The 16,845-nt window shown below is 32.5% G+C and carries 14 protein-coding genes; 3 read left to right on the top strand and 11 right to left on the bottom strand.

Translation table 11 applies throughout. The features are described 5' to 3' along the window. Positions 1-3: 3 nt before the first annotated feature. From GSM_RS11065 to GSM_RS11105, 9 genes are all read right to left on the bottom strand, one after another. On the bottom strand, positions 4-459 hold the full coding sequence (locus tag GSM_RS11065; protein ID WP_010078211.1) for a hypothetical protein: 456 nt from the start codon (positions 457-459) through the stop codon (positions 4-6). A gap of 17 nt (positions 460-476) precedes the next feature. Continuing rightward, positions 477-2,000 carry a DUF8531 domain-containing protein gene (locus tag GSM_RS14570; RefSeq protein WP_010078212.1) on the bottom strand — a complete coding sequence of 508 codons (1,524 nt, stop codon included), beginning with the start codon at positions 1,998-2,000 and terminating at the stop codon, positions 477-479. A 28-nt stretch (positions 2,001-2,028) separates the two neighbouring features. After that, positions 2,029-3,528 (bottom strand): hypothetical protein, encoded by a 1,500-nt coding sequence (locus GSM_RS11075; RefSeq protein WP_010078213.1) that lies wholly within the window; start codon positions 3,526-3,528, stop codon positions 2,029-2,031. An 11-nt stretch (positions 3,529-3,539) separates the two neighbouring features. Further along, positions 3,540-5,321, bottom strand: a complete 1,782-nt coding sequence (locus GSM_RS11080; protein WP_235720380.1) for a terminase large subunit domain-containing protein — start codon at positions 5,319-5,321, stop codon at positions 3,540-3,542. Further along, positions 5,296-6,084 (bottom strand): YonG family phage-derived protein, encoded by a 789-nt coding sequence (locus GSM_RS11085; protein ID WP_010078215.1) that lies wholly within the window; start codon positions 6,082-6,084, stop codon positions 5,296-5,298. The genes GSM_RS11080 and GSM_RS11085 overlap by 26 nt, the downstream gene beginning before the upstream one ends. Further along, complete coding sequence (locus tag GSM_RS11090) at positions 6,077-6,286, bottom strand: hypothetical protein (RefSeq protein ID WP_010078216.1); 210 nt, start codon at positions 6,284-6,286, stop codon at positions 6,077-6,079. The genes GSM_RS11085 and GSM_RS11090 overlap by 8 nt, the downstream gene beginning before the upstream one ends. Before the next feature lie 327 nt (positions 6,287-6,613). Continuing rightward, entirely contained in the window at positions 6,614-6,889 is a 276-nt protein-coding gene (locus GSM_RS14280) for an HU family DNA-binding protein (protein WP_010078217.1), read from the bottom strand. Between the two features lie 200 nt (positions 6,890-7,089). Continuing rightward, on the bottom strand, positions 7,090-7,737 hold the full coding sequence (locus GSM_RS11100; RefSeq protein ID WP_010078218.1) for a hypothetical protein: 648 nt from the start codon (positions 7,735-7,737) through the stop codon (positions 7,090-7,092). 336 nt (positions 7,738-8,073) lie between these two features. Continuing rightward, positions 8,074-8,931, bottom strand: a complete 858-nt coding sequence (locus GSM_RS11105) for a hypothetical protein (protein WP_010078219.1) — start codon at positions 8,929-8,931, stop codon at positions 8,074-8,076. A gap of 190 nt (positions 8,932-9,121) precedes the next feature. Here GSM_RS11105 and GSM_RS11110 point away from each other — a divergent pair, with 190 nt between their 5' ends. Then, on the top strand, positions 9,122-11,059 hold the full coding sequence (locus GSM_RS11110; RefSeq protein ID WP_010078220.1) for an ATP-dependent helicase: 1,938 nt from the start codon (positions 9,122-9,124) through the stop codon (positions 11,057-11,059). Here the strand turns inward: GSM_RS11110 and GSM_RS14285 are convergent. Together GSM_RS14285 and GSM_RS11120 are read right to left on the bottom strand one after the other, a co-directional pair. After that, complete coding sequence (locus GSM_RS14285; protein ID WP_010078221.1) at positions 11,056-12,024, bottom strand: replication initiator protein A; 969 nt, start codon at positions 12,022-12,024, stop codon at positions 11,056-11,058. The two genes, GSM_RS11110 and GSM_RS14285, sit on opposite strands and share 4 nt — an antisense overlap. A gap of 120 nt (positions 12,025-12,144) precedes the next feature. After that, positions 12,145-12,459: a hypothetical protein gene (locus GSM_RS11120; RefSeq protein WP_010078222.1), complete on the bottom strand. Its 315-nt coding sequence runs from the start codon at positions 12,457-12,459 to the stop codon at positions 12,145-12,147. A gap of 461 nt (positions 12,460-12,920) precedes the next feature. On the opposite strand from GSM_RS11120, the gene GSM_RS14290 reads away from it, so the two are divergent. Both GSM_RS14290 and GSM_RS11130 read left to right on the top strand, forming a co-directional pair. Beyond that, on the top strand, positions 12,921-13,844 hold the full coding sequence (locus tag GSM_RS14290) for a ParA family protein (RefSeq protein ID WP_010078223.1): 924 nt from the start codon (positions 12,921-12,923) through the stop codon (positions 13,842-13,844). Positions 13,845-13,856: 12 nt separating this feature from the next. Continuing rightward, positions 13,857-14,366, top strand: a complete 510-nt coding sequence (locus GSM_RS11130; protein WP_010078224.1) for a hypothetical protein — start codon at positions 13,857-13,859, stop codon at positions 14,364-14,366. Positions 14,367-16,845: the final 2,479 nt, after the last annotated feature.

Genomic DNA, 16,845 nt, shown 5'->3' on the forward strand with positions numbered 1-16,845 from the left:
TATTTATCTAATTGCAAGAACTGCTACATCGCCGTCAAATCCATGATCTTCAACACCGATTACAAGTGCAATTCCACGTTCTCCGTCTGCTGCTGCTACAAAACCAGCCCCATTTGGGTTAATTGTTAATTTGTCGCCAGCCGCTACATTATCTGGTACAAGATCTGTCGTTACTGAAATAACGTCACCTTTACCAAGATGGAATGCACGACCTGTCTTACCAGCCTTTAGTTTGTATTTTGCTAAGTCCCAATCTGGATAACCATAATCAATTGGTGCGTCTGCCAAGAATACATCTGCATCAGCTTCCGTTGCTGCTGGAGTTACAATGCGACTTTCTCCATCATCATTTAAAACTCCAAGAGTTAAAAATTGTCCGTTTGCTAAATCTGTTCCTACCGCCACAACTTGTTCAATGTGTTCTGTAGCTGGAATTTTGTCTAAAAATACTTTTCCCATTCAATACACAACCTTTCTTATTCTTTGTTTTTGAAATATTTACCAACAGCGCCATATCTACTTGTCTTATCCTTTGGTTTTTCAAAGTTGCGAGCATATATTGCAATATTACTACTATTAGATTTTTTGTTCTCATTTTGGAAAATTGCATATGCAACTTCTTTTTCAACTTCTTTAGCCGTCAATTTTTCAAATTGAGATTTAATACTTTCAGTTTGCTCATCACTGAGTTTTGTAAATTGCTCATTCAAGATTTTGTTTTTCTCTGTTGCCTCATAATCTGATCTAAATGTTTCTAAGTCAGATAACTGTTGTCTCAAATCAGAGATTTCGTCTCTTGCCTGTTCAATATTTGCTTTCTCATTTGCATCAACGAACATTGAAAATACTTGTGTCTTACTTGATAAGTCAATTGTAATTTGATCATTATCATCAACTGAATAATTATATTTGATGTAAATGTAACCGTCTGACTCGCTATCATAACTTTGAGTTATAAAGTAGTCACTGTACGTTTCAACAATGTAAGACCAATAGTCGTCTGTATCAAGATCATTCAATGCTGAATTAATTCTTGAACGAATATCTTCCTGAGATAATTCAAATTGACTCTTTTCCCTAGTCTCAGTTTCAGTTTCACCAGATTCTTCTGCTGTTTCTGCTTCATTTTCTGCTGACCCCAAATCTTGTTCTGCTGGCTCTGATGTTTCTTCTGTGTCAGCATCTCCATCGTTTGTATCGGTTTCTTCTGTTTCTTCATTTTCAGTTTCAGTTTCGGATTCCGTCTCTGTTTCTGCTTCATTTTCTGCTGAATCAGCTACTTCGTTTTCCGCTGGTTTGAGCGGTTTTTCCTCAACAGTTTCTTCTTCGCCTGTAACGTTTTTCTTTTCCAATACGTTCACTCCTTTCTCTTGTGAAAACTCATAGAACATTTCTTTAAATGTTTCTTTCATTTCCTTTTTGGTAAATACAGTAGAGATTGTCGAACCTGTCATAGCTGGAGTTTTGTTGTCTCCGAGAATACATAAACCTGTTATTGTTGCAGATGTGTAAACAACTACACCGTTCTCATTGACACTTCCACGAGCATCGCTTATCTCCATTGATTGTCCCTTCATATCTCCTGACTCATTGAAAATATCAATTGCGTCCGAGAATCTAGTCCAAAGATATCCATAACAGGTCAACCATTCTTTCCCACCAGTAGTTTCGATGCAATAATCATTGTCTTCTCCGACAAAACCATACGCCTGTGTTTTGAAAGTAACTTCGATGTTGCCATCTTCTTCTAGTTTGTAATTTTTTTCATGTCCGCCAAAATCACTTTCATCAGAATTATCCTTGTTGATATATCCTATAATTGGAACATATGGTAATGTTTTTGCCATTTCTAGCAATGTTTCCTTTGAAAATATCGAATTATTTAAGTTTTCACCTGTGTGGGCTATATAAATCTTTACTTTCTTGAATCTTGAATCTTTGTCCATTTCATCTTCGATTTGCTCAAAGTGAATTGGTAATTTAACACGCTTAACATTCATGTTTTGTTATCACCACCTTACGAATTTTTTAATCTAATCTATCAGTATCATCCGTAGGTTCATCAGTCTCAGGTCTACCCTTGGTATTTGTATTATTTTGTTGGCTACCCGATAACGTATTTGAAGTAGGTTTGACAACCATAAGATCATCAATATCAAGAACATTTTGTTCAAACTGTAGTTTAGATATAATTTCAATAGGTTCTAATCCGCAAGCTGCTAAATATTCCAATCTTGAACCGCCTAGAGTTAATTGATCCTTTAGGAAGGATAAGTCGTCTTTAAGCGTTGCGTTAGATTGTCTTATTAACTTAAATCTCCAAGAGACTTTAGATTTAACTTTAATAGTTTGTAAAAGCATGTTATAATAGTTTTCTAACATGGGGAATACTGTGCTATAAAGCCAATTAGCGTCTTTTCTTTCAGATTCTTTAACAATATTTGCAGATGTTGTAGACCCACCAAACATTCCTTCTGACACGCCAGTATCGTAGAATATTTGCTTTGAACTCTTGTTCAACGTGTCATATGCGCTTGTAACACCACCACCAACCATTGATACATTTGTTAGGTTATTTGGAGATGTTACAGCAACAACACCTGAAGGCAATCTATTTCTTATTTGTGCGTCATAGATTTTTGCCGTTTTAACATCCATTGTTGGTTTTCCATCACTATTCAAAGGTATCTTTGAATGTATAATACGGATATTATCAATGGTATCTTGTACTTCCACATTACTTTTTGCTTGATCCATTGAAACACTATCAAGTAACAAGCCAGAGAAAGGAGATATCGCTTTACCACCATTGTTAAGTGCCCCAAGGTCGATTGTAAAAGCTACTCCATTGTCTGATAGTTTGTAAAACTTACCATTATACCAACTGTCTGGTTCTGACGTATTACTCGAAACATATGAGTTGTATGCAGTAGATATTTCACTAGGCATACCCACAATTGTATCTTCCGTAAACTTACTCATATCTAACATGAATTTAAATACGCCATTGCTTTGACCGTATATCTCACACCATTCTGATGGAAACTCCATATATTCAACGCCGTTTGTATCTTGTATTAAATAGAAATAACTAACGCCGTTTATAAACATTTCCTTTAAGAAATACGGAACGAAATATTTTAAATTAAATTGTGAAAAACTATATCCAACATCGACATAGTCATTTGACAAAGTATCATCTAGATCATATTGCTTATTACCCAAGACAGGATAAAGTGAATAATTACATGTTGGAATCGACAAATAATAGTCTATAATTCTAGTAATTAACCCATTGGCATTGTAGGCATTACGCATTGTAGCTGCGATAGCATCTACGTTATTCTTAGGATTCTTTAAATAAGTTAGAATATTTGTTTTGCTAGTGGTAGCAGATGTAGTGGACGAAATTCTTGCCCTAGGATCTGCTAAAGCATCAGCAAATTGTAGATTAGACTTTCTTACGTCTCTGACATTAAGTCTTTGTCTTTTTGTATTCCTGTAATTATTTTGAGCCTTTCTGTTCAATCTTTCTCACCTCACCCCATCATAAAGTATTTCAACAACTCCTGATCGGAGTAGTCGTCTTTAAGTTTCTTTTCTAGTTCGTCTGCATAATAATTTCCATATGCTATCGAACTGTATCTATCTTTTGTGGTCGTTCCAACTTCATGAATTTTAATAAGTCCACCATCTCTAACTTCATACTCTAAGTTGACTAATTCATTAACCAATGCAGTTGCCTGTTGATAGGCATATAACAACTTCTGTTGTTCTTCTGGCGATTTCTTAACAAAACCACCCTCTGAAACGAACTCACTTCGTTTCTCAATATCATTCATGGGTAATCTTAGTTTCCCATTTTCAATGTTAGACTTTAATTGAACTGCTATTTTATGGTTAAACTGTGCATTAGCCTTGACGGTATATACAATTTTAATTCCGTCAGCCTTGTTTCTTTCGTTAGTGGCTTCATCATTTATACATGACCAAGCTGGATATTCCACATCACGCTTACTATCATATAAAACACGACAACAAGCATCGAAAACACCAAGTCCATTACCATTTGCATCCATTACTACATAGTCTGCTTCAAAATCGTAATATAACTGTTTCATTCTAATTGCTAACTCTTCCGTAGCAATTGATTTCTGAATGCTTTCAAGATAGACAACATCACGTCTGTAACTATCTCCGTCTTTAATTAATCTTATTAATGTAAAAGCAGAGGTATCATTCTTAACATTTTTGTTACCACCCATTAAAGCTATATCTAGGGAAATTAATCTTAATTCTGACTTATCAGCTCTTTTAATATTTCCTAAATGCTTTGGGTTAGATTTTTGCTTATTTTCCAAATATTCCGTATCAGTAGGAGGAATAAATGTTTTGTTGATCGTTCTTATGTTGTTTAAAGGTGTGAGTTTGTAGTACGCTTTATCATTTTCACCTACAAACATAGCTTCATATTCCATGTTGAAACCTGTCTGATCCATATTGTCATCAGTTCTAATTTGCATAATTCTTTCTTTTGAATTGATTTTATGGTGTGTTGACAATTGATAAGGTAAATCTACTACGAAAAAGCTCTGCCCTTTTAACATTTTCTTCAATGAATTATTAAAACTGTCCCATATCCAATGAGATTTATACCATGCAGAAGAGATATAAATTTCTTTATTTTCCTCTGCTTTAGAGTCTTTATATTCTGGAAGAGACATATAAGCTGGCTGTCTATTAACCTGTAACATAGGCTTTAAAACCTTGTCTATTATGTCTTTTTTAACCATTCTGAACTCATCAACGATTAGGATATTACAACGCAATCCACGAGAATTATCTGTACTTGTTTCAGCAGATATTCTTGAACCATTCAAGAACGTTACTTCCGTAACATTCAATGAAGATTTAATGTTTCTAGGATCACCAATCTCAAATCTTATTTCTGGATGGTCGTTATAAAGAGTCTGTATTTTTTCAGTTATAATTTTCTTTGCTTGCCCTCTTGTTCCAGAAGCTAGAACAATTCTTGTGCCGGGGTATAAAATACATCTGATAATGCAATATATTGCAATAATGAATGATTTACCCTGACCACGACTCGCAATATACATAAAATTGTCTACTCTCTCCATCATGAATAATAAAACTTTCTGGAAGAAGAATAGTTTCAGTCCTAAATAATTCTCTGCGAATTTGTGTGGGTTCTTACGCCAATAACCAACCCATTTCATGAGATTTGCTTCTCTTACACGAAAATACCCATCTTGCTTGGTTTCGTTCTTTTTCTTATTAAGCTCCATCGTCATATAATTCATTTACCTCACTTTCATCGGCAAGTCCGAATACTCGTTTCATTGGTATAACAAACCATTTTGATATATATTCCTTAATATTGTCTACGTCTTCCAAGCTCTTCTTTTCTGGAATTGGTTCGTTATTTTCCCAATCCTTAATTCTCTGACCAAGAGTTTTCATTCCGTCATCTGCTGCATTTAAGACAGAATCAAGACCTAAATCTTTCAAGTCTTCAGAATATGATTTTCTTAATTTTTGAATTGCATTAGAATCACCTAGTTTAAGACTTTGGTCTAATGCAGTTTGTAATTTGACATTTTGGATATATCTCATTAACTCAAACTGTGTATTAGGAGTCTTGATATTAGTCAATCTCTTTAATGACAATTCAAAATTATAATACTCATCTTGTTGATATCCAGCGCCCCACTTTTGTTCTATTTCATCCGTAACCTGAAAGTCGTTTTGTTTATCGACCTGATTTACTACTTCAAATTCTGAATCAAGGAACGTAACGTATTTTTTGGAAGGGGCAATCTTTTTAAGATAATCTGTAAACAGTTTTCCATCGTCAAATACTTCTTTAACCATAGAATCGACATAGGGAATATTCATCAGTTGACAAAGAGAAATTAATTCATCTTTATGCTCTGGCTTTCCTATGTCGTTTGCACAATCTGTACAGATTACAGCATCATCATTTAACAAAAGATTCTTATGCTTGACGATTTGTCGTACTCTTTTAATTTTCCCACATATAACACATTGCAATGTTTTAGCCACTTTGTACCACCCCACTTCTTTCGAGTGATTCAATTCTTTCTAAAGCATTTGCTAGGTTTCTTAGAGAGCTTGAATATCTCTCTAGATCCGCCATATCGTGAATGTCAAGTTTGTTTTTCTGAGCTTTCCCATTTTCTGTAATTTTCTCAATTTGCCCCTCGACAAACACAATTTGATTGTAAATTCTATCTGAAATTCTCACTCTCTCACCTACTTTGTTCGTTTAATACAATTAAAACAACAGTCAATCTTTAAATAATAAAAATAATGTATTGACAATCTTTGTTTATTTAAAGGAGGCGATTGTCTACATAAACGAATGTGGTCTATTTTGATTGACTGCTGTTCTAATTGCATTAAACTTCGTTAAAAACACATGCAATTAGACGTATACCCTTAAACCAATCCAATGTATACGGGGATTTTTCTTGAAATTAATCAATGGACATTAAGCTAGTTTGTGGAGTCATAAACTCCGTTGTCTAAATTAATAGAATAATGGGTTATGCGACCCTAGTAACGCGTCTTATTAGACTAATAATTTGCTGAATTTTGCTTTAACTGTGTATTTATCTGGCACATCAACTGTTTCACCTGTAAGGTTACTTACTCGTTTGTGTGCTTTCTTGAACTTAACTCCGAATGTAGCAAAGTTACGAATACTTAGGTCTTTATGTTCTGACAGAACCGTTGTGATACCTTCAACAACATGATCTAATTGTTTTTCTGCCTCAACCTTTGTGATACCATTCTGTTCTGCGATGATATCGACTAAATCTTTCTTTGTTGCTCTTTCTTTTGCCATTTCTCACTCACTCTCACTTTCTAAAATGTTAATATTACTACTATTGGTGCGAAAAAATAAAAGAGATGTCCCTTTCTTATCCACATAAGTTCGATATTCATCATATCGAACAACAGGTGTAACGCAAAGTTATTTATTTTTAAATCTCATAGCCCGAAAACTATGTACGAGGTTAATACCCCTTCACTTGTTATGCAGTGTTACTTTTGATTATTCAACCATTTTATCGACTTTTTACAAACATTTTTCAAAATTTTATACACATTTTGAAATGAAGTCTGAGATTTGATAGCAACTTCTTTTGCACTCGTCTTTCCATCGAACATTTTGACTATTTCCTTTTCTCTATCCGTACAGTTGCTCATAATCTCTCCCCAGAGCCAAGAAATTCCACCTCTGATGTCGTCTGACACCGTTCGAGTATAATTACACCCAGAGACAATAAAACGTCTAATATCGTCCTCTGATAGCTTCTCAGGATTGAATAAACGCTTAATGTAATTAATGTCAATATTACTACTATCAAATTTAGAATTACTCTCAATAGTTTCTAATTCATTGTTAGTCATATTTACTGCGTTTCGACCTATTGCAAAGTTATTTCTGTAATCACGTTCACTTCTGTAATAGGTTTCCTCTATTCTCCGTCCACTTTTGATATCTTGGCTTTCGAGAAAGTAATTTGTAATGTTGTCTAAGTGTTCCCCTAGCGGAGTACCTTCTAAACTATTCCCATTATCAATCATTTTTCTAACATTCTTGTTTATCTCGATTTGATCAATCGTATTCTTGATATGTTTACCTCGTTCAATAATCGTCTTTTTATTCTTGTTAAAAATTTCAGCCATATTTTAATTGATTCCCCCATTTTAAAATTTCGTAATTTTGAATATCTGTCGTGAGATTGAAAAAGTTAAAAAGTTAGAACAAAAGAGAGAGAATATTTTCGTTTCGATGAGAAACGTCAATATATCTTCTATTACTAAAACTCTTATATATACTAACTCTTCTTAGTATTGCCCATATTTTTCACTTTTTTGGTAACTATTTGAGTGTTCTGAATAGATTTGTTTACTTTTTTGGCAGATATTTGAATGTTATACCATATGTTTGTTTACTTTTTTGGCAGATATTTGAATGTTGCTTTTCTTATTATTTACATAAAAAAAGTAAATATTTTTATATTATACCAGCATTTTTAATATTTCCTGATTAATTTTCTCTGGGTTATCGACTACCACTCCCTCTGAAACATAATTAATTCGATTATCTATCCATGCTCTAATCATAAATCGTTCTAATCCATATGCTTCGCTATATAAACTGTAATAATTTTTCTTAACACCTTGTCTATGACTCAAATTGGCTTTTATAGTCGAGATTATGCAATTATCTGTGAGCCATCTTCTAGCTGTAAAGAATGTACCAGTGCTAAGTTTACTTCTATCTTCCAATAAAGAGGCACTTGCATAAACTATTCCAGAGTCTTCATTTAGATTACTCTTGTCTTCGTACAATGTTGATTTAATTGCTGCATATGCTGATATAACAGAAAATACTTTTGGAGAATTTAAGTCTCCTGTTATTTTGTATATATCTTCTGTATATACTTTTGAAAAGTCTTTTGAATAATCTTCAAAAGAAAGATCATAAAATTCACTTTTACCGCTCATCCATTTTTTGACAATTTTTATATATCCATTGTCTATTAGTTCTTGAAAGTACCCATCAATTTCCTTCTTCATAAATTTACTTAGTCCAAATCTACCAGCAATGATTTTTGAATTAAAATCAAGATATTTCCAACCATGAGCGTTGGCGGATAAATAGGTATAAAGTGCCAATGATTGACTCCTTATACTTTTGTCATCGAACATACTGGTGGGAACTTTGCCAAATTTTCCTGAGAATTTTATTCCTTCTTGTTTTTTAGCACGATGCAATATCTTATACTGCTCACGTTTCTCTTCTTTGCTCAAATGTGTTTTGTTGAGTACATCAATAAACTTCGTATCTAGCCTATTGATCTTTTCCTTCTCCATTGTTACCATTCCTCTCGTTTATGTTATCTCCTTTGAATTGAACATAGTAATAGTATACATATCACAATAATATTTGTAAATATAATACTCAAATATTGACAAATATTGGCAAATAACATATTTTAATAGTATACATATTGCAATAATATTTTATAAATGCTAAAATGTAGTTATAAAAGGAGGAATGAATGTGGAATTAACAGAATCTCAAAAAGAAGCAATTTATTCAGACAGCAGTAAGATATTGGTTAATGCCTCTGCTGGGTCTGGTAAAACTAGTGTGTTTGCAGCAAGAATAGTAAATTTGATAGAAAATGAAAAAGTAAATCCAAAAAGAATACTCGGTTTAACATTCTCCAAAGATGGAGCTAACAATATGAGAAAACGAGTAATAAAATACATTGGAAATGTCGGAAATGACGTTGAATTATCCACTTTTCATTCATTTGCTTACAAACTTTTGCATAGTAATTTTCCGAAATACTATAATCACATACAAATGATGAAGAGTTGGTGGAAATTAAAGACATTATCTGGAATTGTGGGGAGACCAACAAACATGAACCCTGACGGCTTAAATATTCCAGTTACAGCGCCAGAATTGAGTATGTTTGTGTCTTATCAAAAATCGAACATGATCTTAAAGGGTATGCCAGTCGTAATTGACGAAAAGACTGGATATGTAAGTGAGGATTTGAGAGAATCATTGCAAAAAGCCTATGAAATGTTCCTTGAACGGCAGAAAAATGCTCGTTTAATAGAATATGACGACTTATTATTGCATTTATATTATAGGTTGTATTCTAGTCCTGAATTTAGAATGGAAGTCGCAGACAAATACGACTATATCATGGTCGATGAGTTCCAAGATACATCTAAGATTAACTTTGAAATTCTCAAAATGATTGTGAAAGACAACCTTTTTGTAGTCGGTGATTTTAGACAAAGTATCTACTCATTCATAAATGCAGATATCAACAATATTCTTGAATTTAAGGATAATTTCAAAGACGCTCATGTAGTTGAGTTGCGTGAGAACTTTAGATCAACAGAAAAAATCGTTGACTTGTCAAACGAATTGATTGATGGGCGTAATATTGAGAAGTACAAACAGTTTGATAATGCAAAATCAGCAATTGGAATAGAGGGAAATGATATTCAGTTCAAAATATTCCAGACTGACGAAGACGAAGCAGACGCTATTGTAAGTAAAATCAAAGAACTTGTATCAGAAGATTACAATGATTATCAAGATTTTGCTATTTTGCTTAGAACCAACTCTCAAATGAGTGTTTATGAGTCACTTTTTGCTGAAGAAGAAATACCAGTCAACATATCTGGCGGTCATTCATTCTTTGAGAGGTCTGAAATTGATGTCTTGCTAAGTTACTTAAAAGTCATGCTAGATCATTCAGATAATCAATCAATGGCAAGAATTATCAACGTTCCAAACAGATTCATCAGTAATAATGTACAGGCTGCTCTTGATAAATATGCTTTTGCTCAAAAAATATCTATTTTTGAGGGTATGAGGTCATTTTCTGCACTTTCTGACAGAAAACCGATACAATATTTATCAGAAATCCTGTCTCATTTTGAAGACTCGTTGGACATTACTCCAGCAAAAGACGTTTTGCAGTATGTGCTTAATAGTACGAAATACAGCCAACACATCATGAGTACAGCTAGAACAGAAGTAGAAAGACAAGCAAAGATGGAATCAATCTCTAGTTTGATAGGTATTTCGTCAAATTTTGAGAATGTTGAGAAATTTCTGAAACATATCGACATGATCAAGGATAATAATAAGAAATCTCAAAAAGAAGCCGTAAATTTAATGACAGTACACTCTTCAAAAGGTTTGGAGTTTGACCACGTCTTTATTCCAGCGGTTAGTGACGACTATTATCCACACGATATGTGTAATGGCAACTATGAAGAGGAAGCTAGATTGCTCTATGTTGCGATAACTCGTGCGAAGTATAATCTTGATCTCTCTTATTCGGCCAACAAGACTAATGGTAAAGGCGCTTATCGTAAGCCCTCACGATTCTTGAATTGTATCTATCCAGATTTGAAAAAGAAACAAAAATTGTTATATCAAGGCACAGATGTTGTCGAAGTTTAAGCCAGAGGTAGCCCTTTGGTTTTTTTATTGTTCACAGAATTTAAGACTGCTGCTAGAACATTGTCTATTTCGTAATGATCCGAAATGAATTGTTTAGTTTGCTCGATAAAGAAACCACGTAGGAACGAGAACATGAACGCTGCTGGGTTACTAATCTTCTTGTAGCGATAAGCTAACTCTGAAACGACTAAAATAGCCCCTTCTAGCCTGTCTTTGAAGTATTTATTGCCGTCAAAAGTCATAAACTCGCTGTATTCTACTGGTATTCCGCTCTTGATGAACTTGTTTCTTGCAGAATAACTTGCCTTGAATATTATATCAATCATGGCTTTTGTCTTAGTATAGCTGTGATTAGCAGCTTGTTTTAGACGTAACATTACTCGATCTGTGAGCGTATCTTTGTATCTGACAGCTAAAGCGTCAATCAAGAAGTCGTCACTGCCTGATTTCGTAGTTACACTTGTACCACTTGTAGACGGTAACTCCTCGTAAGGTGTACTTGTATTACTTTTTTGCGAAGTCGAAGACGCATTTTTTGCTACATCGGGTTTTAAAGTAATTGTATAGTTGATCTTGCTGTTCTTGTAAGGCATAACAAGATTGTCTGCCTCAGTATGTTCTGGGTTAGCTACAAATATTCTGTTTTGCTTTAGACCAACCTTTTTTATTTCGATTAATTTATGTTTTATTAGTTTATTTCTTGAATCAGATATTTTTCGTGGAGATACCCTTAATATTTTGGCAGCCTCTTCATTTGAGAACAGAATATAAATACGCTGTCCATCTTTCCATGAACCGTCTTTTGAATTATATATGCTGCACATCGTGCGATTGGAGTAGACTGCATACAACATTATTGTCGTCATGTCAAGTTTTTTATACTTATCGTTGTTGATTAAATCGGAGTTGACTTGCAAATAAGCAGTTTGGGGTAGGTTCTTTTCGTTTATTTCGTTTTTGAGCATAATAAATAAACCTCCATTATTTACTTTTTACGCTCCATATGCTATTATGTACTTGTCTATGGTACATGATATTATACAGAAACGTATTAACTAGATTGGATTCCCGTCCAATCTTTTTTGTTATCTAATAATCTCTTTATATATAAGAGAATCTGATAATGTGTTGATGAAGTCGTTGAACTCTATTCTGTTTTGTGGCACTTCGTCCACTAGTAACGAACCATATAAATCGTTTAATAATTCCTCTAGAAGGTCAAGTCTCTCTTCCGAGATTCTTTTATCCCCTTTCGTAAAGTCTCTGAAGTAGTTAGCATTCAACCCTAGTTTCTTAGCTAGTGGCGACATTGCTACGAAATACTTCTTGTGTAAGAGTCTCACTAAATAACCTAAATATATATTGCGTAGTTTTTTATCGTAACGTCTCGTATCAATCATAAATATCACAACTTTCTAGTGTGGTTTTCACACAAATATTTACAATCTAAATTAAAACATACATCGTTTTTTAATGCAAATATTAAATTATAGAGACAACACTCATATATCCATACATAATAGTTAATATCTATATATTACATAATACATTAGAATTAAAATATATACTTACATTATAATTAACATTATGAAATACATTATATAATGTTAATGGTTATACTCTTTTAGGCTTTTAGCATAGCATATTTATTTTTGAATCGCTTATTTTAACAGTTTTTTAGTTATTTCGATATCTTTGGGTTGAAAAACACACCAAGTAATACTATAATCTTTTTATAGATTAGTACATTGTGTTTATGCAATGTTTTAATATTATATAATGTTAATAGTAAACCATTAGGTTTATATCATATGTTTATCATTGTAAATATTTTTTGCTTGACAAATGGGAGGATTAGTTTATGGCTCAAAAAATAGCATTCATCAATAATAAGGGTGGAAGTGCTAAGACTACAACTTGTGTTAATATTGCTGGGTGTATTCACACTAGGCAACCTGAATGTAAGATTCTGATTATCGAAGGTGATGGTCAAGGTAATGCTACACGCAGTTTCGGAATAGATCCAAATAGTAAGAAGATTGAAACTACCATATACGATTTATTTATGGACTATGCTGATGCTGAAGAAGCTATCTATAAAGATGCTTATAAGAACATTGATATAATTCCAGCTAATAGCGACATGAACTTTATTGAGTTTGATAAGATGAAACAGTTTGAAGACGATTTTGGATCTAATAATATTAGAGCTATTCGTGAATTAAACAAACGTGACATTAATATAGAACAAACTACTGATGAGCAGCTATTGAGAGTGATCAATACGATTGCTTCCCCTACTAAAGATTATTTCAATATGTTAGATGGCAAACTAGATAATCTTGATAAACAATATGATTATATCCTATTTGATACGCCACCTGAATTGAAAGCTGTAACTAGTTCTATTATTGCTACTACTGACACTGTCATTATTCCTTATGAACCAGATATGTACTCAATTGATGGTGTGAAAAACATTCTAGAAAGAGTACGAGTAATTAAGGAGCAATATAATCCAGATTTAAAGATTGGTGGTTTGTTAGCTACCAAGTACAAGAAGTCTACTAAGCTACATGCTGATGTGACTCTTTCGATTACTGAATATGCGAACACTAATAATATTCCCTTCTTTTCTACTAAGATCCCGAATACAATTAGGTTTGCATCTTCTACTGCATATCGTGGTTTACCAGCAACACTATCAAGTAAGAGTAATAGTCTGATTGATACTTACTACCAATTATTAGACGAAATGTTAGATAAGAAAGTAATTACGTTATAGGAGGCATGACTTATGAACGAGTTGACTAATAGCAATAGACGTAGAAAGAAATCTAAGGACTTTAAGAACTCCCCTCTTGCTAGTGTATTTGAACCCGATAAAGAGGAAACTACCCCCACTACTAGTCCCGCCCCTACTAATGAAGAAGTTAAAGAGGAAAAAGCTCCTGTTGTAGAAAAGCCTACTGAAGAGAAGGCTGCTGATATATTCAGTGATCTACCAAAGAAAACTAGTAGTACAGTAGTCAATTCTAGTAACGGTCTGCTAAAGTCTTCTGATGGTAAATATGTATTGAAACAGAATACGATCTATCATAAAGTCAAGAAATTACCACGTACGATTAGTATTAGAGAAGATATAGCAAAAATTTTAGATGAAGTTTCACTAAAACCTGACGGCTCTGGGAGCTATGCACGAGGGGTTAAAGCATCGATATTGAACAATGCGATCATAAAAGAGTTGTACAGTATGGGTAAGATTAGCAAGGAAGATATGATGCATGAATTAGAACCATATGAATAAATGATAAAAATTTGAGACTATCTGAATAAGATGGTCTTTTTCTTTTTGCTCTAAATTTTAATTCATTATATAATACATTATGATTATGAAATGTTAATATATTTAGTAATTCATTTTGAATATAAAGTGTATTATAATTATATAATATATTTTAACATAAGTATGCACGCTGATTTTACTTTATCCTAGTCTCTTCTGAAAGATCATGTGACGAGTGTTTTACTTAATGTATTATAATTACATAATCTATTTAAACTACTTAATTATAATGTATTACTAAATATGTTATAAAATCAAAATGTATTATAAATACATAATGTAAGTTGATTAGGTAATGTATTTTGTAATGCTAATCTGTTATAAATTATATTTTGTAATGTTAATTCATTATGTAATTCATTATAATTATGTAATTAAATAGTATGCACACGTTATAATGATAATGTTAATGTATTATGTAATGTACTTGTATTATGTATTTATAATGAGTATTAAAATAAATTATATAATGTACTATATAATGAATTAGCTAATGATAAACAATTGGGTAAATGCAATGGTTTATATAATGAATTAAGGCGATTAGATTGCTATTATAGTGCTATTGTTGAATAAGGCAACGGAGTTGCTGTAAATGGCGAGTGTGAAAATGGATAATGTAAGCGAGTTGATATGCTTGATTTAAGGGTCAAAAAGTATGCACGGTAAAATAGCTCGATTTGACCTTGTTTAACCAATATTGTTTAATTTGAGGAGTTTGATAGATTAAGGGTAGAAATGAGCATAAATTGAGGGCAAATAAAATTACAATAAAATATTTGTAAAATGTGAATAAAGAATAAATTGGATCACTTTGGCAGCTAGATTAATTGGCAGCAAAATTGTTATATAGTTTTAACTGTTATTAATATTGTTGAAAATCGACATTTACATTTACATAAATTAGATTAAAGGAAATCATAACGCAATTGTTATGATTTTTTTGTTGTGCTGAATTGATCTATTGAGTAATGCTGGAATGAAATTTGAGGGAGAGTTTGAGGAAGATTGAGAGTGGAATGGAAGGTGATTATAGAATATTTGGCAGCAGATTTGATTAGGCTGAATAAATTATGGAGATAGTGAAGATAAATTATGGGGCAGCTTTGAGTAAAACAGGGGGCATATGGAACGAATATTTGCATATATTGGTGAATATTTGAGTGTAGGTTAGGAATATTGAGGGTAAATTTGGGGAAGATTAAGAGTGAAATGAGGGTAAGTTGGGTCGAAAAATGGTGTGTGGGTGTAGCTACTGATTTCAAAACGTTCAAAAAATTTCCATTCATTCGAGTAAAATAGCCCCCGACTTGTTATAAAGAATAATAGTTCTTAATAATCGCATAGCATATATTTAAAATTATTTATTTTTATTTTAATAGGGGCGGTTAGTGTAAAAATTTTACTCAATCATGTCACACAATTTTTTTCTTGATATTCCATTTCAAAAATTTAAAATCGTTTTGAAAAATTTCAATAGTGTTTATCTCTATCAGCTTACATAAATTTATCACTATACTTTCATATCAAAAAATCACACAATTAAACACGATATCATAAACATATCACAACAATATCACAATGATATAATTACTTATGCACACTATCACACTTCACAACTTAATTAACTATCACACTATCATACTCAATCAGCATTCAATCACTCAATCACACAATCAATCACACAATCAATCACACTAACACATTCACACACGACACACACAATCAATATATCAGCATTCAATCATACGACACAATCAATCACACACACAAAAACATACAATATATACACACGCAAAAACATAGCTTAATACTATTCATATCAACGACCGCACTCACTTTTTATTTTTCATTTTTGATTTTTCCTTCTATTAAAGCAACGTTAAACATAACTTGCGATATTCATATTATTAATTCAATTTAATTTAACACTTGACAGTTTAACATTATTCGACTATACTTGTGTTTGTTGATTGATATCAATAAGCAAGAACGATAACAATCAATATCAACAATCTAATATCAATTTAATTTAATACTTGACAACTTAATAACAAACGATTATACTTGTGTTGTTGATAAGTAAGAACGTGATTACTTGATAGATAACCGACTAAGTGCGGTATTATCAGTTAAACGTACAAGCCTATCAATAAAGAGTAAAAAGAGTTTAAAAAAGTAGTTGACAAGTTATAATGAACCTGATATACTTGCAACATGGCAATCAGGTAACAAGGTTTTATAGATTGCCAGTTTCAAAAAAGTTTAAAAAAGTTCTTGACAAAAAAGATATCAAGTTTATAATTGGTATCATAGAGTTAAGGAAACGGCGGGACAACGCCTTACCAATCAGATACACGGACTTGACTACAATGTATATCGACTTTAATAGTATTCTATACGACAGTTAGTTAAATAAATGTATCTAGTCCTTTGAAAA

Source organism: Liquorilactobacillus mali KCTC 3596 = DSM 20444 (assembly GCF_000260415.1).
GTDB lineage: Bacteria > Bacillota > Bacilli > Lactobacillales > Lactobacillaceae > Liquorilactobacillus > Liquorilactobacillus mali.